Origin of the sequence: Erythrobacter sp. AP23 (assembly GCF_001542855.1) — a bacterium.
Lineage (GTDB): Bacteria > Pseudomonadota > Alphaproteobacteria > Sphingomonadales > Sphingomonadaceae > Qipengyuania.
In genome coordinates this window covers 810,286-829,786 of the sequence record NZ_LNBY01000001.1, presented here as the reverse complement: position 1 = coordinate 829,786, position 19,501 = coordinate 810,286, and the positions used below count along the sequence as shown (strand labels likewise).

Below are 19,501 nucleotides of genomic sequence, written 5' to 3'. Positions count from 1 at the left end.
CCGGCGGGTTCCTAGAGGTCGATCAGCATCCGGGTCGGATCTTCGATCGCTTCCTTGATGATCTTGAGGGCGGTCACCGCTTCGCGGCCGTCGATCAGGCGGTGGTCGTAGCTGAGCGCGATATACATCATCGGGCGGATGACGATCTCGCCATCGACCACGACCGGGCGGTCCTCGATCCGGTGTAGGCCGAGCACAGCGCTCTGCGGCGGGTTGATGATCGGGGTCGACATCAGCGATCCGAACACACCGCCATTGGAGATCGTGAAGGTGCCGCCCTTCATGTCTTCCATCGTCAGCGTGCCTTCCTTGGCGCGCTTGCCGAAGTCGGCAATGTCCTTTTCGATGCGGGCGAAGCCCTTGTCCTGGGCATCGCGGATGACCGGGACCACGAGGCCGTTGGGTGCCGACACCGCAACCGAGATATCGACGTAGTCATGATAGACGATCTCGTCGCCCTCGATATAGGCGTTCACCGCCGGCACGTCCTTCAGCGCAAGGCAGGCGGCCTTGGCGAAGAAGCCCATGAAGCCGAGACGGATGTCGTGCTTCTTGGCGAACAAATCCTTGTACTTCGCGCGCGCTTCCATGACGGCCGACATGTCGACGTCGTTGAAGGTGGTGAGCAGCGCGGCGTTTTCCTGCGCGCCCTTCAGCCGCTTGGCGATGGTCTGGCGCATGCGCGTCATCTTGACGCGTTCCTCGCGGCGCTCGCCGGCGCTTGCGGCGGGGGCTGCCGAGCTTGCAGCCGGAGCCGAGCCGCCCGACTTCTTGGCCTGCGCCGCGGCGATTACGTCTTCCTTCGTCAGGCGTCCGTCCTTGCCGGTACCCTTGATGGTCGACGGATCGACCCCGTGTTCGAGCACGGCGCGGCGTACCGCGGGCGAGAGCGTCTGCGAGGCGTCGGAGGAGGCTGCGGATGCCGGCGCGGCAGCGCGCTCGTCCTTGCCCTCTTCGCGCTCTTCCTTGGCGCGGCCGGCTTCGTCGCCCTTGGCGGCGGGTGCGGCGCCTTCCTCGACGATCGCGATCACCGCATCGACCTCGACCGTGTCGCCGACCTCGACCTTGATCTCCTTGATCACACCGGCGACGGGCGAGGGCGCCTCGACCGCTACCTTGTCGGTCTCCAGGCTGATTAGCGGCTCGTCGACCGCGACGGCATCGCCGACGTTCTTGAGCAATTCGCCGACGGTCGCTTCGGTGACCGACTCGCCCAATGTTGGGACTTTGACTTCGGTGGCCATGTGTTGTGGTTCCTTCGGCCTTCTTGGATCAGTTGCAGTCGCTGCGGACTTTGGGGTCGGACCCGTTCAGGCCCAGCGCGATGTTGACGAGAGCTTCCTGCTGCACCTGGTGGCGGCTGGCATAGCCCGTGGCGGGCGAGGCGGCGACTTCGCGCCCGGCGTAGCAGGGGCGCATGCCATCCTTGCCCGCGGCGGTAAGCGATTCCTCGATCAGGCGGTCGACGAAGAACCAGGCTCCATTGTTCTTCGGCTCTTCCTGGCACCAGACCACGGTTTCGAGATTGCTCATGCGTTCGAGGCGCACCGCCAGCGGTTCGCCCGGGAAGGGGTAGATCTGCTCGATCCGCACGATCGAGACGTCTTCCAAGCCAGCTTCGTCGCGGCGCTGCATCAGATCGTAGGCGACCTTGCCGCTGCACAGCACGAGGCGCTTCACCTTCTCGTCGGCAATCTCGGTCATGTCGGACTTGATCCGCATGAAGTGGTGATCGCCCATGAATTCTTCGGCGCTCGATTTGGCCAGCGGATGGCGCAGCAACGACTTGGGCGTCATGATGACCATCGGCTTGCGGAAACTGCGCAGCATCTGGCGGCGAAGCACGTGGAAGTAGTTCGCCGGCGTGGTGATGTTGAGCACCTGGATATTGTCATTCGCGCAAAGCTGCAGGAAGCGTTCGAGGCGGGCAGAGCTGTGCTCGGGACCCTGGCCTTCATAGCCATGCGGCAGCAGCAGCACGAGGCCGTTGGCGCGCAGCCACTTGACCTCGCCTGCGGCGATGAACTGGTCGATCATGATCTGCGCGCCATTGGCGAAATCGCCGAACTGCGCCTCCCACATCACCAGGCTCTTCGGATCGGCCATGGCGAAACCGTACTCGAAGCCGAGCACGCCGTATTCGCTCAAGGGGCTGTCATAGACTTCGAACTTGCCATGCGGCAGCGTGGTCAGCGGGATGTATTTGCGCTCGTCCTTCTGGTCGACCCAGACGGCATGGCGCTGGCTGAAGGTGCCGCGTCCCGAATCCTGGCCCGACAGCCGCACGCCGAAGCCTTCGGTGACGAGGCTCCCGAACGCCAGCGCCTCCGCGGTGGCCCAGTCGAACCCTTTGCCCTTGGCGAACATGTCTTCCTTGGCCTTGAGCACGCGGCCCAGGGTCTTGTGGATCGTAAGGTCGTCGGGAACCGAGGTCAGCGTGCGACCGAGGCTGTCGAACAGCTTCTTCTCGATCGCCGTTTCGACATTGCGGCGCGCGGTTTCGGGATCGGCAGGCTTGTTCATGCCCGACCAGCGGCCCCCGAACCAGTCGGCCTGGTCGGGCTTGTAATCTTTGGCGGCCGCGAATTCCTGTTCGAGCAGTTCGGTGAACTCGGCGGTCAGATCGTCGGCATAGCCTTTTTCGATCACCCCCTCTTCCTCGAGGCGCGCCGTGTAGATCTTGCTCACCTTGGGGTGCTGGCGGATTTCGTCATACATCAGCGGCTGGGTGAACTTGGGCTCGTCGCCCTCATTGTGACCGAAGCGGCGATAGCACCACATGTCGATCACGATGTCGCGGCCGAAGGTCTGGCGGTATTCGATCGCCAGCTTGCAGGCGAAGGTCACCGCTTCGGGATCGTCGCCATTGACGTGGAGGATCGGCGCCTGGACGCCCTTGGCCACATCGCTGGGATAGGGCGACGAACGCGCGAACTGCGGGCTCGTCGTGAAGCCGATCTGGTTGTTGATGACGAAGTGCAGGCAGCCGCCGGTGTTGTAGCCGCGCACGCCCGAGAAGCCGAGGCATTCCCACACGATGCCCTGGCCGGCAAAGGCCGCATCGCCGTGGAGGAGGACGGGCAGGACCTGCTCGTGCTGCTTCAGATCGTCGCGGATCGCCTGCTGCGCCCTGGATTTTCCGAGCACGACGGGGTTCACCGCCTCGAGATGGCTGGGGTTGGGGACCAGCGACATATGCACGTTGATGCCGTCGAATTCGCGGTCGGTGCTGGTGCCGAGATGGTATTTCACATCGCCCGAACCGCCGACATCGTCGGGATTGGCGCTGCCGCCCGAGAATTCGTGGAAGATGACCTTGTAGGGCTTGCCCATCACGTTGGCGAGGACGTTGAGTCGGCCGCGGTGGGCCATGCCGTAGATGATCTCGCGCACGCCGAGCTGGCCGCCATATTTGATCACCGCCTCGAGCGCGGGGATCATCGATTCGCCGCCATCGAGACCGAACCGCTTGGTGCCGACGTATTTCTTGCCGAGGAAGGCTTCGTACTGCTCGCCGCGGATCACCGAGGCGAGGATCGCGCGCTTGCCTTCCGGAGTGAACTGGATCGTGTCCTCGGGCGTCTCGAACTTGTCCTGGAGGAAGCGGCGCTCCTCCGTGTCCGAGATATGCATGTATTCGAGCCCGACATTGCCGCAATAGGTCTCGCGCAGCACGCGGTAGAGTTCGCGCACCGTGACCCATTCGAAACCGAACACGCCGCCGACGTAGACTTCCTTGTCTTCCTGCTCGGCAAAGCCATGCCATTCGAGCGTCAGGTCTTCGGGTACGTCGCGGTTCGACAGGCCGAGCGGGTCGAGATTGGCGGCGAGATGGCCGCGCACACGGTAGAGACGCACCAGCAGCATGGCGCGGATCGAATCGTCGGCGGCCTGCTCGATGGCCTTGGGATCGAGCGCCTTGCCCGCCTTTTCCGCCGCCTGCGCGATGGCCACGCGCATCTGCGTCGGGTCGAGCGCAGCGGTCAGGTCGGCGCCGCTGTCGACCACTTCGGCCAGCCAGTTGGGGTTGCCCCAGCTCGGACCCTGCTGCGGGCCGTCCTGGTCGCCCATCTCGGGCAGGAAATCGTGGCTTTCGTTACCCATCGTTACGTCACTCATGAGCCCCAGCGCAGGCTGGGGCCTCCTTCGGGTTGGCGCGACCTAAAGACGCAGCGCAAGATCGTCCCAATCCGGGTTCATCTCTTCTATGCGCCTTATCTTCCATCCGCGCTTCCATGCTTTCATCCGCCTTTCGACTTCGCGGGCGTCATGAATATTCTCGAACTGCTCGAGCCAGACGAGCCGATGACGCTGATACTTCTTCGTGAAGCTGGAAACCGCGCCGGAGCAATGCTGCTCGATGCGTGTCGCCAAGTCATTGGTTACGCCGATATAGAGCACTCCGTCCTTTCGGTTCGTCAGGATATAGACGAAACCAGTCTTCAACCGTTCCTCCGAACATGATCCCCAACGCAAGGTGGGGACTCCGTCAATCTCCTAAGAGGCCGAGGGAGGTCCCAGCCTGCGCTGGGACTCATGGTCTTTCGTCACGCCATCTCCTTCAGCATCGCATCGAGCGTGGTGCCGAGTTCGCTGGGCGAGGGCGAGACGCGGATGCCCGCAGCCTCCATCGCGGCGATCTTGTCGTCGGCGCCGCCCTGGCCGCCCGAGACGATCGCACCGGCGTGGCCCATGCGGCGGCCCGGAGGCGCGGTGCGGCCGGCGATGAAGCCGACGGTCGGCTTCGAACGCCCCTTGGCGGCTTCCTGCTTGATAAATTCGGCCGCTTCTTCTTCCGCCGAGCCACCGATCTCGCCGATCATGATGATCGACTTGGTGTCCTCGTCGTCGAGGAAGAGGTCGAGCACGTCGATGAAATTGGTGCCGTTCACGGGATCGCCGCCGATGCCGACCGCGGTGGTCTGGCCGAGGCCGACCTGCGTGGTCTGGTGGACGGCTTCATAGGTCAGAGTGCCCGAGCGCGAGACGACGCCGACACTGCCCTTCTTGAAGATGCTGCCGGGCATGATGCCGATCTTGCATTCGCCGGGGGTCAGCACGCCGGGGCAGTTCGGGCCGATCAGGCGCGACTTCGAGCCTTCCAAAGCGCGCTTCACGCGGACCATGTCGAGCACGGGGATGCCTTCGGTGATCGCGACGATCAGTTCCATCTCGGCATCGATCGCCTCGAGGATCGAATCCGCCGCGAAGGGCGGCGGAACGTAAATGCAAGAAGCGGTCGCACCGGTTTCGGCCTTGGCTTCGGACACGGTGTTGTAGACCGGCAGGCCGATATGCGTCGTACCGCCCTTTCCGGGGGTCACGCCAGCGACCATCTGTGTGCCGTAGGCCAGCGCCTGCTGCGTGTGGAAGGTGCCTGTGTCGCCGGTCATCCCCTGGGTGATGACCTTGGTGTTCTTGTTTACGAGGATGCTCATTCAGATGTCTCCGAGAAAACGTATTGTGTCTTTAGGACGAGACCACTTTGCAGAAGCGCGGCGCCCGGATGATCTTGCGGGATGCTGCCAGCAGTCATCTTGATGCGGCCGGACCCGTCAGCACCTCCGGGCCACTCAATCACGTTGAGACCGTTCGCAGAGATATCCGTGATTGGCCGCTCCGAAGAAAGTCGTGCAAGCTCGTCAATGCTCATTGCAGGAGCGTTTGTATCGTAGACAGTGCAAGCGAGAAGATAGCTGTACGGTTCATCAACAAATTGCATTTCTTGGAATGCTGCTAACGCCCTCTCGCCCCTGGCCGACTGCCTCAGTACGTAGAGACCGGTAAGCGTCGCATCTTCTGCGCTGGCTTCTGCGCTCATGATCGCGGTTTCGATTATTCGAGCAGCCGGCTCGTCCGTGTCGGCGTCCGCATTTCTCCAACCATGCGCATCCGGATCGTCGATCACCGAATAGGCAGTGTCGAGTGATCCGCAGGTTCTTTGCCACAGGCCCGCCCATTCCTCGAATGGGTAGTCCTGTGCAGAAGCAGATGCGCTCATTCCGAACACTCCGGATCCAAGGAGGAAGGAGCCAAGAGCCTTCACCCCAGCGAGCTATCCAGACCCTTGCAGGCCTCGAGCAGTTCCTCGACCGCATCGGTCGAGACCTTGAGGTTGCTCTTCTCTTCGTCCGACAGCTCGATCTCGATGACATCCTCGGTGCCGTCCGCGCCGAGCACGGTGGGGACGCCCACGTAGAGGCCGTCGAGGCCATACTTGCCTTCGACGTAGCTGGCGCAGGGCAGGATGCGCTTCTGGTCGCCGAGATAGGCTTCTGCCATGGCAATCGCGCTGGTGGCGGGCGCGTAGTAGGCCGAGCCGTTGCCGAGCAGCTTCACGATCTCGCCGCCGCCAGCGCGGGTGCGCTTGACGATTTCGTCGAGACGATCTTCGGACACGCCCTTGATCTTGGCCATGTCCTTAACCGGGATGCCGTTGATCGTCGAATAAGACAGGACCGGGACCATCGTGTCGCCATGGCCGCCCAGCACGAAGGCGTTCACGTCCTTGACCGACACGTCGAATTCCCAGGCGAGGAAGGTAGCGAAACGCGCGCTGTCGAGCACGCCGGCCATGCCGACGACCTTGTTGTGCGGCAGGCCGCTAAACTCGCGCAGCGCCCAGACCATCGCGTCGAGCGGGTTGGTGATGCAGATCACGAAGGCGTCGGGGCAGTTGTTCTTGATGCCTTCGCCGACCGCTTTCATCACCTTGAGGTTGATGCCGAGCAAATCGTCGCGGCTCATGCCGGGCTTGCGGGGCACGCCGGCGGTGACGATCACCACGTCGGCGCCGGCGATGTCGGCATAGTCGTTCGAACCGGTGATCTTGGCGTCGAAGCCTTCGATCGGACCGCACTGCGACAGGTCGAGCGCCTTGCCCTGCGGCATGCCTTCGGCGATGTCGAACAGGACGATGTCGCCCATTTCCTTCTTCGCCGCGAGGTGGGCGAGGGTGCCTCCGATCATACCGGAGCCGATGAGGGCGATCTTCTTGCGTGCCATGGAGGGTAGCGTCCTTGTTCCTGCCGTGCGGGACAGTGATGATACCCGGACCGTCGCTGGGCCGCGCTACATGTGTCCCGCAAAGGAAGCACGGCACCCGGTCGATTGCGCGTGCGGCCTAGGCTGCCGCGCAGACGAATGCAACCGGCAATCGACCCTGGGAAAGAACTATCTTTGCAAATAGTTCGCAATTGCAATAAATAGGTGAAAACTCGACGTTTGCCTCGCATCGACGCATGGTGCGGCATTCGGTTCCGGGTGCAAGGGGCGCTGCGTCAACCGGCCCGCAGACGGGCCTGCCTGGCAGCGCCAGCGGTCCGCTCCTCGGCCAGCAACTGCGCTGCTATCTCGCTCGGGACCGCGCGGCCGAAATGATAGCCCTGGCCGAGCGTACATCCCGCCGCACGAACCAGCCGGACCTGCTTGCGCGTTTCAATTCCTTCGGCCACGATCTCGATCCCCAGCGTCCGGCCCATCTGCGCCACCGCATAGATGATCGCGTCGCTCTTGCGCCCGGCGCGCGCGCCCGAGACGAAGCTGCGATCGACCTTGATCTTCGAGAACGGCCACTGGCTGATATAGCCGAGCGAGGAATAGCCCGCGCCGAAATCGTCGAGCGCGAAACGCACGCCTGCCCGAGACAATTCCTCGATGAACAGTGCGATGTGCGGACTGTCTTCGAGAAAGAGGTTTTCGGTCACCTCGAGTTCGAGGCGTTCGGGCGGCAGACCCGCTTCGCGGATCGCCCTGAGGATGCCCAGCGCCGAACCGGGCGCCCGGATCTGGAGCGGCGAAAGATTGACCGCCACGCGCACGTCGCTCGGCCAGCTTGCCGCGGCCCGCGCCGCTTCGCCGGTGAGCCAGTTGCCCAGCGAGACGATGGCACCGCAATCCTCGGCAATCGGAATGAACACGTCGGGCCGAATCTCGCCGAGCTTCGGGTGGGTCCAGCGCGCCAGCGCTTCGAAACAGCGAATGCGGCCCGTCGCGAGATCGATGATCGGCTGGTAATGGACGGTCAACTCTTCACGTGTGAGCGCGAGGCGCAGTTCGGCTTCGATTTCGCGGCGCTGGTTGAGGTCGGCGGTCATCGCCCGGTCGAAGAAACGGACCTGGGAACGACCGACCGCCTTGGCCTCGAACAGCGCAAGATCGGCATGGCGCATCAGTTCGTCGGCTGTCGTGCCGTCGTCGGGCGTCAGCGCGATCCCGACCGAGGCATCCATCTCGATCCTCTCCCCCTCGACCCGCATCGCACGCCGCACCTCGCCGAGGATCTGGCTGGCGAGGAGCGAGGCGCCGGGGCGGCTTTCCACGGCGGCGGCAATCACGAATTCGTCGCCGGCAAAGCGGGCGACGGTGCCGCGCCCCTCGACGAGCTTGGACAGCCGCTGGCCGATCGTGGTCAGGACGGCATCGCCGACCTGGTGGCCCTTGAGATCGTTGACTTCCTTGAACCGGTCCAGATCGAGCCAGAAGAGCGCGATCTGGTAAAGCCCTTCGGCCTGCTCCAGCACTTCGGGCAGGCGACGGTTCAATCCGGGCCGGTTGGCAAGACCGGTAACAGGATCGGTCATTGCGATGACTTCCATTTCGGCTGCCAGCGCGGCGCTGCGGTCGGCGGCCTGCAGCGAATCGCGCAAGGCGCGGAAGATTGAAGAAACGATCGAGTACATCGCGGGGAAGAGGAGGGCGATCGTCAGCGCGAGGAAGGCGGCGGCGACCGACCCTTCGAAAAGAGCGGCGATCACGATCGGCGAACACACCAATGTGAGCTGGCCGAAAGCGATCGTGGGGCGCGCCGCATTGTGGGCGCAGATGCCGATACCATAGCCGATCGCATTCGAGATAATCAGGACCTGCGCCATGGGATCGATCTCGAGCGCCACGGCGGAGGCGGCGATGAGACCGAGGACGAGACTGAACGCGAATGCGCCGAGCCTATAGGTCAATTCCAGCTTGACCGGGCTGACATCCTCGGGCCCTTCCGCCGCTCGGCTTGCATTGAGGATGCGGAAAACGGCGATTACGCTGAGCAGCGATGTCAACGCATAGAGCAGCACGATGTCCGAAATGAAGGCGACCGCAGCGCTCGCGAGAGCACAGGTTACCGCACCGATCCCCAACGCTGCCCGGCGACGATATAGTGAACCGACGAGCGCGGTATGCGCTTTTTCGCTGAGCGGGTCCGCCGCGGCCTCGCACGCAAAAAATTGTTTCCATCGCAGGGACTTATTCCGTCCGTCCATACGCGCAACAATAGATCGGATCGATCATCGATTGGTTAACGGGGCGCTCCGAAAGAATAGCAGGTCGGCCGTAGCCCCCTGCCTTAGCGGGCCAGGAACGTCTCGATGGCGATCCTGTCCTCGAGCTGGCCTGCAAGCCGCCGGTCGAGCGTGCGGCACACGCCGAGCCACCAGCGATATCCTTCGCGATCACCGGTGAAATGCGCCTGTTCCGCCTGTTGCCGCGCCGCCCGAGCCGCACCGAGGCCATGTTCCGCGAAATGTCGCAGTGCCGCGCGCATCGTGTTGTCGAAACTCGAGGCCGCGGCCTGCATCTGCACGGCATCGCCATTGTCGTTGGCCGCGCGGGCATGCGCCTTCCGCGCCAGCGCGCGGGCGATCGGCGAATGCGCGGTTGAACGGGCGGCGGCGAAATGGAGGGGCATGCTTCTGACCTCGTGAAGCTCGTGTGCGACGATCTTCACCTAGCGGGTCCGGACTAAGCATCTCTTCCGCGACATGGTTGTGAGAAAGTAAAGAAATCGTCCCCTTGAACGCGAGGATCACCGCTTGCCCGGCTCGGCGATCCACCTGCCGGAATTGGCATATTCTTCCCGGACACTGCCCGATTGCGGCAGATTGTCCGTGTCCGGTGCGGAAGCGCTCGCGCCGACCGGGGCCTGGGTGCTGGATCCGACCGCGATTGCCGCATTCGAAGGGGGCGCGGCGGCACGTACCGGCCCCGGAACTTCGGCCTGGGCACGGCGGATATTGGGCCCGGCGAGCGGCTCGCCGCCGGCATAGGTGTCGGTGAACGCCCCGGCCGTTCCCGCGCCTCCCTTCCAGCGGTAGAAGCGATGCGCGCCGATCGCGCCGATGAAATCGAGGCTCGCAGCCCAATAGGGGTTCACGTAATTGGTGTGGTAATGCGTTGCGAGGCCAATGGGTGCGTAGACCTCGCCCGCCAGCGCGGCGAGCGCGACCGATTGCGCCGCGGCCCAGGCCCTACGCGACGGGGTGCGCCGCATTGACCCGTCGCAAGTAAAGCTGAACTGACAGCCGGTGGTCCGCTCCGATCCCTGGAACACGACCCCGCAGATGCTTGCCGGATAGGCGGGATGCGCCACGCGGTTGAGCACGACCTGCGCGACTGCCTGCTGGCCGGCGTAACTCTCGCTCGCAGCTTCGTAATAGACCGCCATCGACAGGCATTGCAGCGCGCGCGCCTTGTCGAGCCCGCTTCCGGCCTGGCGAAACGCCTGCGCTGCCGCGCCCGCGCCATGGCTCTCGGCGAATTCTACCGTTTCCAGCGTGCCTTCGCTCTCGCGCAGATCGGCCAGATCGGTGGCGAGCCGCGGGGCATCTTCGAGATAATAGAAGGCCGAGCCGGGAAAGCTTTCGCCCGGCGTCTCGAAGGGCATGGCGGTAAGGGCAACGCGTTCGTCTTCCAAGCCCAGGGCCAGCTTGAATTCGGACCATTCGCCTTGCGCCGCAGCGGTCGGAAGCGCAATCGCCGCCGCGAGAATCGCGCCGCGCGCCGCCCATTGCCGCCGATCGGTCGGGCGGGATTTGCGGCGGCGCGACCCTGCCGACGGCGCGCCGCGTGCGCGTCTCGCCTGCCCGGATCCCGCCGTCCTTCTGGTCACTAAGCTTCCTTCCATCGGCGCTGCATTCTAGCCCATTCGCCGCCTGGCCGACAGGCGCATGGGGCCACCATCCCTTTTCGGGACTCTGGCAGGCCGGCCCATAGCACTGCAATGTTTAACGAAGACCCATCTTGTGCATTGCGGCATCGCGGGCTAATCGGGCGCTCGTGTCACGGGTTGGCCTGTTCATGCAGGCCCTAAGAGGGAAGGAGGTGCCCCGAGGCCGCCGCGAGGCGGACAGGGAAATCCTCCGCTGCCCCCGCAACTGTGACCGGGGAGCGATCCCGCCACATGCCACTGGGCCTGCAAGGTCCGGGAAGGCGGCGGGACAGCGTCGATCCGGGAGCCAGGAGACCTGCCTTTGACCGTCGTTCGGCCACGGGCGGGGTGTACCGATGGCAAACGCGGAAGGCGCAATCCCGCACCTTCCCGTCATGGGCGGCATTTCGTCCATGATGGGAGGTTTTGTGCGTAAATATCTGCTTTTTCTATCCGTTTCCCTGTTTCCGTCCGCCGTCCAGGCGCAGGATGCGACCACTCGGGAAGCGACCCCAGACGACACCGAAATCGTCATTGCCGATTATCGCGAGCCGACGATCACCGTGACCGCCAACGGGCTGGGCACTGCGATCGTCACTACGGGCCAGGCCGTGACGATCGTCGATCGCGAGGAGATCGACAGCATCCAGGGTGCCGATCCCGCGCGCTTGCTGCGCCGCACGCCCGGCCTGTCGCTCAGCCGCAACGGCGGGGTCGGCGGCTTCACCGGGGTGAACCTGCGCGGCGCCAATTCGGAACAGCTCCTGGTGCTGGTCGACGGTGTGCGCGTGGCCGATCCGGCAGCGCCCGGTGGCGGGTTCGATTTCGGCAACCTGCTGCTCGGCACCGCATCCAAATTCGACATCCTGCGCGGGTCGAACAGCACGATCTGGGGCTCGGACGCGATCGGCGGGGTGATCGACATCTCCACCCGCGGCGAAACCGGCTTTGCCGGCAATGTCGAATACGGGTCGCGCGACACGCTGTTCACCAGCGCGGCGGGCGGCGTGAGCGGTGAGGGATATTATGCCGGGCTTACCGGTTCCTGGTACCGGACCGACGGCTTCTCCACCGCCGCTTCGGGCACCGAGCGCGACGGGTTCGAGCAGCTCGCGCTGGGCGGCCAGCTCTTCGTCGACGTGACCAGCAATCTCGAACTCTTCGCCCATGCCAACTGGAGCGAGGGCGATCTCGATCTCGACGGCTTCCCGCCGCCTACTTTCGCCTTTGCCGATACGCTCGACACGCAGGAAACGCGCCGCCATTGGGGCGATGTCGGTTTCGCCTGGTACGGCAACGATCTGACGCTGCGGGGTTCCTACAGCCTGTCGGACACTGCGCGCGACAATCTCGATGCCACCGGCTCCACCTCCTTCGCTTCCGACGGCCATTCCGAACGCGTCAGCCTGCGCGGCGAATATCGCGCGATCGGCCCGGTCACCGTCGCCTTCGGGGCGGACAAGGAATGGACCGACTATTCGGCCAGCTTCAGCCCCGATGGCGAGGCCGACATCTTCGGCGCCTATGTCCAGCTCGGCTTCGTCATGGGCCGCTTCGCCGCGCATGTCGGATCGCGCGTCGACGACCACTCGCTGTTCGGCAGCAATGCAAGCTACGGCGCCGACATCTCCTACGGCTTCGGCAGCGACTGGCGCGTGCGCGCGAGCCTGGGCGAAGGGTTCAAGGCGCCGACGCTGTTCCAGCTGCTGTCCAATTTCGGCAATACGGCGCTGCAGCCCGAGGAAAGCACCAGCTTCGACCTCGGCGTTGAGAAGGGCGAGCGGGGGCGCGGCACGCATCTCGCGCTGACCGCCTTTCGCCGCGATAGCGAGGATTTGATCGGCTTCGTCTCCTGCTTCGGCGTGACGGGCGGCATCTGCACCAACCGCCCCTTCGGGACCTACGACAACACGGCCCCTGCGCGCGCGCAGGGGATCGAGGCCGAAGCTGGCTTTGCCATTGCAGAGGGTCTGCGCCTGTCGGGCGTCTACAGCTATGTCGATGCGGAAGACCGCACCACCGGCCTGCAACTCGCACGCCGGGCGAAGCATCTCGCCACGCTGTTCGCCGATTACGAGGCTCCGTTCGGCCTCAAGCTCGGTGCCGATCTGCGGCTGGTCGGGGCGAGCTTCGACAATGCGGCCAATACGACCCGGCTCGACGGCTACGAAGTGTTCGACCTGCGCGCCGCCATGCCGCTTTCCGAAGCGGTCGAGATCTACGGTCGCGTCGAGAATGTGTTCGACAGCGATTACCAGAGCGTCGCGGGCTATAATTCGCCCGGTCGCGGCGCCTTCCTCGGCGTGAGGGCACGGATGTGAAACCCCTGATGTCCGCGTTGCTCCTGCTGCTCGCCGGCTGCGCGGGCGAGGGACCGGCGCGGGTCGGCGGCGAAGGGGGCGGGGGCGAGCGGCCGACCATCGTCAGTCTCAATCCCTGCAGCGACGCGGTGCTCGCCGAGGTCACGGCGCCTGGACAGCTGCTGGCGATCTCGCATTACAGCAAGGATCCGCGCTCCAGCTCGATGGACATGGCCACCGCCGCGCGTTTCCCGGCGACCGGAGGCACGGTGGAGGAAGTGCTCGCGCTCGATCCCGATGTGGTCGTGGCGGGCGGCTTCCTCGCGCCCGCCACGCGTGCGGCCTTCGCCGATCTGGGGATCGAGGTGGTCACATTCGGTATAGCGGGAGATGTTGCGGCAAGCATGCAGCAGGTCCGCGATCTCGCATCGCTTGCGGGGGATCCGGCTGCGGGCGAGCGGCTGGTCGACACGGTCGAAGAAGCGCTTGCCGAGGCGCGGCCTGCCGGTGACGAGCGGATCGAGGTGCTGCTCTGGCAACCGGGCGGGATCGTGGCGGGCGAACAGGCGCTGGTGAGCGATCTTCTCGCGCGGACCGGATTCGAGAACGTCGCTCCCTCTCGCGGGCTTTCGCAGGCCGATTATGTCGCGCTGGAAGACGTGGTCGCCGCGCCGCCGCGGGTCCTCCTCGTCGCCGGAAGTCAGACGGGCCAGCGCCATCCGGTGCTGGACGCCTTGCCCGATATGCGCCGCGAGCATTTCGACACCGGCCTGCTCTATTGCGGCGGGCCGACGATCATCCGCGCAGTCGAGCGGCTTGCCGAAATCCGTGAGGCGGCATCGTGAACCGCGCGACGCTCATCTTGGCAACGCTGCTGCTTCTGGCCCTGCCGGTCTCGCTGCTCGCGGGGCGCGTCTGGCTCGACCCGGCAACGACCCCAAACGCCGCGATCATCCTCGCCGAGCTGCGCCTGCCGCGCGCCATGTTGGCTATCGTGGTCGGCGCGGGGCTGGGAGCGGCGGGGGCGGCGATGCAGGGCTATCTGCGCAATCCGCTCGCCGATCCCGGCCTGTTCGGGATCGCGCCCGGAGCGGCGCTGGGCGCGGTGGCGGCGCTGTGGTTCGGCTATGCAATATCGCCCTGGTTGCTGCCTGCCTTCGCGCTGGTCGGCGCGGGCGGGGCTATGGCGCTGCTGGCCGCGATTGCGGGGCGGACCGGCGGGATCGCGCTGTTCACGCTTGCCGGACTGATGGTGGCGAGCCTTGCCGGGGCGCTTACCGCACTCGCGATCAGCATGGCCCCCAATGCCTTTGCGATGAGCGAGATCGTCCTGTGGCTCAACGGTGCGCTGACCGACCGTAGCTGGCGCGAAGTCTGGCTCGCGGGCCCGCTGGTAATGCTGGGGATAGCGCTGCTGTGGCGCAGCGGGACATCGCTCGACGCGCTCACTTTGGGCGAGCCGGTGGCGCGCTCGCTCGGGGTCGACACCCGCCTCCTGCTCTGGCTGCTGATCGCCGGGGTCGGTCTGACCGTCGGCGCGAGCGTGGCGGTCGCCGGGATCATCGGCTTTGTCGGGTTGATCGTGCCGCACCTCGTGCGCCCGCTGACCGACCGGCGCCCTTCGCAATTGATCGTGCCGAGCGCGCTTGCCGGGGCCTTGCTGGTCCTCGTCGCCGACAGCGTGGTGCGCGTGCTGCCGCTGGTGACCGAACTGCGGCTGGGCATCGCGCTCAGCCTGCTGGGCGCGCCGTTCTTCCTGCTGTTGCTGCTGCGCATGCGCCGGGGGCTGGTATGAGGCTGACCGCGCAAGAGCTGTCGATCGCCGAACGCCTTTCGGGCGTTTCGCTCACGCTGGAACCGGGCAGCATCACCGCCATCTGCGGCCCCAACGGGGCGGGTAAGTCGAGCCTGCTCGAGGCGCTCGCAGGCTTGCTCCATCCCGATAGCGGGGAGGTTGCCATGGAAGGGTCGGCGCTCGATGCAATGCCACCACGAGACCGGGCAATGACTATCGGCTATCTCCCGCAAGCGCATGAAATCGCGTGGGATGTCCCGGTGCGCAGCCTCGTCGAGCTGGGCCGTATGCCGCATGGCGACCGGCGTGCCGAACCGGTCGATGCAGCGCTGGAGGCGCTCGATATCGAACATTTGGCCGGGCGGCGTGCGCAATCGCTGTCGGGCGGCGAAACCGCGCGCGTCCTGCTCGCGCGGGTGCTGGCGGGCGAGCCGCGCTGGATTCTTGCCGACGAACCGCTCGCCGCGCTCGATATCGGCCACCAGCTCGCGCTGCTGCACCATTTGCGGCGCGCGGCGGAAAGCGGTGCGGGCGTGGTGCTCGTTCTGCACGATCTTGCGCATGCGATGAATCATGCCGACCGCGCGATCGTGCTCGATGATGGCCGCATCGCCGCCGACGGCGCATGCGAAGACGCGCTCGACCGGCAGGTGATCGAGCGCGTCTGGAAAGTGCCTGTCCGGTGGATCGGCGAAGCGGGCCACCGGGCACTGGTGAGCGGCTGATTACTCGGCCGCGTTGGCGGGCAGCGCGCCGTCGGACACTTCGCTGTCGGGAGCCTCGTCGCCCGGGATGAGGCCGCGTGCGGCCAGCATCGGGGTGACGTCGGGCTCGCGACCGGCGAAATTTTCGAACATCTTGAAGTAATCCATCGTGCCGCCCTGGCTGAGCACGGTGGCGCGGTAATGATCGCCGTTCTCGCGCGTCATCCCGCCGTTTTCGATGAACCACTTGCGGCTGTCGCGATCGAGCATCTCGGTCCACAGATAGCTGTAGTAACCGGCCGAATAACCCGAGGGCGAGCTGAAGATGTGGTTGAAATAGGTGCTGCGATAGCGCGGCGGCACGAGGTCGATCTCGAGGCCGAGTTCTTCGAGCGAACGGCGTTCGAAGGCATCGACCTTCTCCGGCGTGTCGATCGCGGCGGCCTCTTCGGGCGACAGCGCGCTCCACTTCATGTCGAGCAGCGCGGCTTCGACCACCTCGCCGAAGTCATAGCCCTGGTTGAACTTGGCCGCTTCCTCGATCTTGGCGATCATCTCGTCGGGGATGGTCTCGCCGGTTTCGTAGTGCTTGGCATAGTTCGACAGCACGCTCGGCCAGGTCGCCCACATTTCGTGGACCTGGCTGGGGTATTCGACGAAGTCGCGCGCGGTCGCGGTGCCCGAGAGGCTCTCATAGCGCTGGTTGGCGAAGAAACCGTGCAGCGCGTGGCCGAATTCGTGGAAGGTGGTGTTGACCCAGTCGAAGCTCACCAGCTGAACCTCGCCTTCGGGCGCCTTGGGGATGTTGAGCACGTTGTAGATCACCGGCTTGTTGCCCCACATGTGGCTCTGCGCGACGAAATTGCTCATCCACGCACCGCCGCGCTTGGAGGCGCGCTGGAACGGGTCGAAATAGAACAGGCCGAGTTCGCTGCCGTCGCGGTCGAACACGGTGTAGGTCCACACGTCGGGGTGATACACGGGTATGTCGGTGCGGCGTTCGAAGGTCAGGCCGTAAAGCTCTTCGGCCATGAAGAACACGCCGTCCTCGAGCACCTTGTCGAGCACGAAATATTCCATCACCGCATCTTCATCGAGATCGTAGCGTTCGGCCTTGATCTTGTTGGCGTAGCGATACCAGTCCCATGGCTTCACTTCGTAATCGCCGCCATCGGCGGCGATCGCTGCGTTGAGCATGGCCGCCTCGGCGCGCTGCGTGGCGGCGAGGGCGGGAACCATCTGCTCCATGAAGCCGAGCGCGGTGGCGGGCTTTTCCGCCATCCGGTCCCACATCGCATAGCTCGCCCAGTCGGGCTCGCCGAACAGCGCTGCCTTTTCGGCGCGCAGCGTGGCGATCTTGGCGATCAGCATGCGCGTGTCGACATCCATCTGTCCGTCGGCGCGGTGATAGCTGGCCATGAACAGCTTCTCGCGCGCGGCGCGGTTTTCCATGGTCGGGAGCAGGGGCTGTTGCGTGGTGTTCTGCAGCGCGATGGCGAATTTGCCCGGCTGGCCGTTTTCGGCGGCGAGGTCGGCAGCGGACTGGATGTCACTGTCCGACAGGCCGGCGAGATCTTCGCGGCTGTCGAAGAACACCGGATTGTCGTTCATCGCCGAACGCGCGAGCTGGCTGAATTCGGTGGTCAGCGTCGACAGCTCGGAATTGATCGCCTTGACCCGCTCGCGCTCGGCATCGCTCAGCAGCGCGCCGGCATGGACCATGCCTTCGTAGGTCTCCTCGAGCAGCTTGGCGTCTTCGCGCGTCATCGTCATCGAGGCGCGGTTGTCGTAGACCGCCTTCACGCGGGCGAAGAGTTCGGGATTGAGCGTGATCGAATCGCCATGCGCGGTCAGCTTGGGGCTGATTTCGGTATTGATGTCGTCGAGCCGGTCGGTCGTGTTCGAGCCGGTCAGCGCGAAGAACACGCGCGCCACGCGGGTGAGCATGCGACCCGATTTTTCCAGTGCAACGATGGTGTTTTCGAATGTGGGCGCGGCGGGGTTGTCGATGATCGCCTGAATTTCGCCCTTGTGGATGGCCATGCCGGTCTCGAACGCCGGGAGATAGGCGTCTTCCGAAATCTTGCCGAAGTCCGGTGCCTTGAACGGCAGCGTGCTGTCGTTGGCGAAATAGGCGGCCGCCCATTCGTTCGATTCGCTGGTGTTGGTGTCTTGCGCCATGGCGGGGCTTCCCGTTGCGGTGACAATGGACAAAGCTGCTACGGCGGTGGTGGCCAGAATGCGGGCCTTCATGATGTTCCCCTTAAGGATTGATGCGCCGGACGGTCGCCGGGCGCAGGAATGCGACAATGGGTGCGCGCTTGGACCGCTTCGCGTGCGCGCGCAAGCGCTGCAAAGTCGCCGGTCGGCGCGTTTCCTACATTGGTCGAATGCGGGAGAAACGCATTGTGTTCCGAAGCACTCGTCCTATCGCCGGATCACGAACTCGCCATCGCGCATCACCGCCGCGATCGATCGTGTCGCTGGCCACTTAGCGAGGCTTTTCGTCGAGGGGCACGACATCGCCGTCGTGCCGCTCGGCCTGGTCGCGTGCCGCGGCCAGCGCTTCGTCGAGCGCCTGGCGATTGACGGTCATCAGCCGCGGGCGCCCTCCGTCCTCGTCCACCACCAGCCAGATTGCGCCGAGGCCGAAATAGCCGCCCTGATCCTTGGCGACGCTCATGCCGGACAGGTCGAGCCGCTGCAGCAGGTCGAGCATGGCGGGATCGAAGATTTCGTCGAACACCGCTTCGACCTCGTCGCGATCCTCGATCTCGCGGCGGTTCCCCTGCGCATCGATATAGAGCAGCGGAATGCCGATTTCCTCGAGAATGCGCGCCTTGTTCCCGCTTGCCGCCGCGTCGCGCAGGGCGGCGATCGCGGCGTCGAACTGGCTGGCGCTGGTGCCGGTGGAACAGGAGATCGCGCCGCCATCGACGAAATCGTGCTCGCGGTCGAACTGCGTGCGGCGTTCTTCCTGGCTCGACCAGACCAGCAGCAGGCAATCTTCCGGCTGTGTCGCCGCATCGGCCAGCATCTGCCAGTCCGGCTTGCCATCGGGCGGCTGATCGGGTGCGCAGCCCGCAAGCGAGAGCGAGAACAGCGCCAGCAAGGGAAGGGTTGCGGTCTTCATGGCCATGGTTCGAGTGGATAGCGGACCACAGGCTCGTAAAACGAGCCCTCGGGCCGCAGGAATGCTTCGTAGAGAATATAGTCTTCCACCTGCCAGGGGCCAAGGCGTAGCCCTTGATGGCGCAGGAGAAAGGGATCGAGCGGCCCGGTCGACCGATTGAGCCGCGCAAGCGTGATATGGGGGTGGTATTTGCGGCGTTCGGGCTCGAGCCCCGCGTTCACGCAATACCGCTCGACGCGCCGTTGCAGGCGCTGGAGTTCGGGACTGTTCTCGATCCCCGCCCACAAAGTGTGTGCCCGGCCCTTCTTGGCGAAGGTTCCGACACCACGGACTGTCAGCTCCGGCGACGGGCAGTTCGCCGCGTGCAGGCGCCCGGCCAGCTCGTCCGCCTGGTGGCTGTCGACTTCCCCGATGAAACGCAGTGTCAGGTGCAGCTGGTCCTCGTCCTGCCAGCGTGCGCCGTCGACACCCTCCATCAGATCGATCAGCGCGTCGCGGATGGCGGCGGGTGGGCGGATGCCGATGAAAAGGCGGTGGGACATAGCTTCCGGACGCCGCTCGATCGGCGCATGGCAGGGGATTCAGGCGGCGAGACGCCGGACGCGCCGGCAACGGGCGCCTTCGCTCCGTAAAGCGCTTGGACCGCCTGTT

Annotated in this window: 16 protein-coding genes and 1 riboswitch; of the genes, 4 read left to right on the top strand and 12 right to left on the bottom strand. The window is 65.0% G+C overall.

Features of this window, described 5'->3' with window-relative positions; genetic code table 11:
- Nucleotides 1-11: 11 nt before the first annotated feature.
- The 9 genes from odhB to ASS64_RS03890 form a co-directional block, all read right to left on the bottom strand.
- The gene (odhB, locus tag ASS64_RS03930; protein WP_067690065.1) at nucleotides 12-1,244 is read right to left on the bottom strand and encodes a 2-oxoglutarate dehydrogenase complex dihydrolipoyllysine-residue succinyltransferase; all 1,233 of its coding nucleotides are present in this window, start codon (nucleotides 1,242-1,244) and stop codon (nucleotides 12-14) included.
- Between the two features lie 28 nt (nucleotides 1,245-1,272).
- Nucleotides 1,273-4,104 (bottom strand): 2-oxoglutarate dehydrogenase E1 component, encoded by a 2,832-nt coding sequence (locus ASS64_RS03925; RefSeq protein ID WP_067690062.1) that lies wholly within the window; start codon nucleotides 4,102-4,104, stop codon nucleotides 1,273-1,275.
- Between the two features lie 57 nt (nucleotides 4,105-4,161).
- Entirely contained in the window at nucleotides 4,162-4,446 is a 285-nt protein-coding gene (locus ASS64_RS03920) for a GIY-YIG nuclease family protein (RefSeq protein WP_067690059.1), read from the bottom strand.
- Nucleotides 4,447-4,547: 101 nt separating this feature from the next.
- Nucleotides 4,548-5,438: a succinate--CoA ligase subunit alpha gene (gene sucD, locus ASS64_RS03915; protein WP_067690056.1), complete on the bottom strand. Its 891-nt coding sequence runs from the start codon at nucleotides 5,436-5,438 to the stop codon at nucleotides 4,548-4,550.
- The gene (locus ASS64_RS03910) at nucleotides 5,435-6,001 is read right to left on the bottom strand and encodes a hypothetical protein (protein WP_157075069.1); all 567 of its coding nucleotides are present in this window, start codon (nucleotides 5,999-6,001) and stop codon (nucleotides 5,435-5,437) included. Before ASS64_RS03910 ends, sucD begins: the two co-directional genes overlap by 4 nt.
- Before the next feature lie 41 nt (nucleotides 6,002-6,042).
- Entirely contained in the window at nucleotides 6,043-7,005 is a 963-nt protein-coding gene (gene mdh, locus ASS64_RS03905; RefSeq protein ID WP_067690051.1) for a malate dehydrogenase, read from the bottom strand.
- 275 nt (nucleotides 7,006-7,280) lie between these two features.
- Nucleotides 7,281-9,131 (bottom strand): bifunctional diguanylate cyclase/phosphodiesterase, encoded by a 1,851-nt coding sequence (locus ASS64_RS03900; RefSeq protein WP_234002308.1) that lies wholly within the window; start codon nucleotides 9,129-9,131, stop codon nucleotides 7,281-7,283.
- A gap of 206 nt (nucleotides 9,132-9,337) precedes the next feature.
- Nucleotides 9,338-9,718, bottom strand: coding sequence for a hypothetical protein (locus ASS64_RS03895; protein WP_234002307.1), 381 nt, complete (start codon nucleotides 9,716-9,718; stop codon nucleotides 9,338-9,340).
- 78 nt (nucleotides 9,719-9,796) lie between these two features.
- Entirely contained in the window at nucleotides 9,797-10,879 is a 1,083-nt protein-coding gene (locus tag ASS64_RS03890; RefSeq protein WP_234002306.1) for a cell wall hydrolase, read from the bottom strand.
- 157 nt (nucleotides 10,880-11,036) lie between these two features.
- Nucleotides 11,037-11,257: riboswitch (cobalamin riboswitch) on the top strand.
- A gap of 17 nt (nucleotides 11,258-11,274) precedes the next feature.
- Here ASS64_RS03890 and ASS64_RS03885 point away from each other — a divergent pair.
- Genes ASS64_RS03885 through ASS64_RS03870 form a run of 4 tightly spaced genes read left to right on the top strand, consistent with a single transcriptional unit; the run spans nucleotide 11,275 to nucleotide 15,738 of the window.
- Nucleotides 11,275-13,239 carry a TonB-dependent siderophore receptor gene (locus ASS64_RS03885; RefSeq protein WP_234002305.1) on the top strand — a complete coding sequence of 655 codons (1,965 nt, stop codon included), beginning with the start codon at nucleotides 11,275-11,277 and terminating at the stop codon, nucleotides 13,237-13,239.
- A gap of 8 nt (nucleotides 13,240-13,247) precedes the next feature.
- Nucleotides 13,248-14,063 (top strand): ABC transporter substrate-binding protein, encoded by an 816-nt coding sequence (locus ASS64_RS03880; protein WP_067690045.1) that lies wholly within the window; start codon nucleotides 13,248-13,250, stop codon nucleotides 14,061-14,063.
- Nucleotides 14,060-15,013, top strand: a complete 954-nt coding sequence (locus tag ASS64_RS03875; protein ID WP_067690043.1) for an iron ABC transporter permease — start codon at nucleotides 14,060-14,062, stop codon at nucleotides 15,011-15,013. Before ASS64_RS03880 ends, ASS64_RS03875 begins: the two co-directional genes overlap by 4 nt.
- Complete coding sequence (locus tag ASS64_RS03870; protein WP_067690040.1) at nucleotides 15,010-15,738, top strand: ABC transporter ATP-binding protein; 729 nt, start codon at nucleotides 15,010-15,012, stop codon at nucleotides 15,736-15,738. The genes ASS64_RS03875 and ASS64_RS03870 overlap by 4 nt, the downstream gene beginning before the upstream one ends.
- On the opposite strand, the gene ASS64_RS03865 is transcribed toward ASS64_RS03870, so the two are convergent.
- The 3 genes from ASS64_RS03865 to thpR form a co-directional block, all read right to left on the bottom strand.
- On the bottom strand, nucleotides 15,739-17,898 hold the full coding sequence (locus ASS64_RS03865; RefSeq protein ID WP_067690037.1) for a M3 family metallopeptidase: 2,160 nt from the start codon (nucleotides 17,896-17,898) through the stop codon (nucleotides 15,739-15,741).
- A gap of 310 nt (nucleotides 17,899-18,208) precedes the next feature.
- Nucleotides 18,209-18,850, bottom strand: coding sequence for a hypothetical protein (locus ASS64_RS03860; RefSeq protein WP_067690425.1), 642 nt, complete (start codon nucleotides 18,848-18,850; stop codon nucleotides 18,209-18,211).
- The gene (gene thpR, locus ASS64_RS03855) at nucleotides 18,847-19,392 is read right to left on the bottom strand and encodes an RNA 2',3'-cyclic phosphodiesterase (RefSeq protein ID WP_067690034.1); all 546 of its coding nucleotides are present in this window, start codon (nucleotides 19,390-19,392) and stop codon (nucleotides 18,847-18,849) included. Before thpR ends, ASS64_RS03860 begins: the two co-directional genes overlap by 4 nt.
- Between the last annotated feature and the right edge of the window lie 109 nt (nucleotides 19,393-19,501).